Below are 425 nucleotides of genomic sequence, written 5' to 3'. Positions count from 1 at the left end.
ACTCTCGGCATGGTCAAACTGGAGATGCTCGTGAATGGGTTACCTGACTTCGGTACCGACGTCCACGACGTCGACTATGCAGGTCTCGCCAAAGCGATTGGGTTTCACGCCGAGCGGGTTGATGACCCACGCAACATTCGCCGTGCCCTAACGGATGCTATGGATTTTGACGGTCCAGCCCTAGTCGAGGTGATCACTGACCCCAACGCCTTGTCCCTGCCGCCTGAGATCAAGGGCGAGCAGATGATCGGGTTTGCCACCGCCATGAGCAAGATTGTGCTCAATCGTGGTGCTGGTGAGGCGGTGTCGATGGCCACGTCCAATATGAGGAACATTCCCCGCTTCTGACCGTCGCGACTCGGTGGGGCCGTCACCGCAAGGTGGCGGCTCCTCGTCGATTCATGGGACGTGATCCGGGAGACGTA

The 425-nt window shown here is 59.1% G+C and carries 1 protein-coding gene; it reads left to right on the top strand.

Annotation, left to right across the window (positions count from 1 at the left end; all coding sequences use genetic code 11):
- On the top strand, nt 1–348 hold a 348-nt coding region (locus tag KJQ99_RS11410), incomplete at its 5' end, for a thiamine pyrophosphate-dependent enzyme (protein ID WP_214150737.1).
- Nucleotides 349–425 lie beyond the last annotated feature (77 nt).

The organism is Campylobacter sp. 2018MI13, assembly GCF_018501135.1.
Taxonomy (GTDB): domain Bacteria; phylum Campylobacterota; class Campylobacteria; order Campylobacterales; family Campylobacteraceae; genus Campylobacter_E.
Note: the sequence above shows the minus strand (reverse complement) of the source record. Positions and strands in the feature narration are given on the sequence as shown.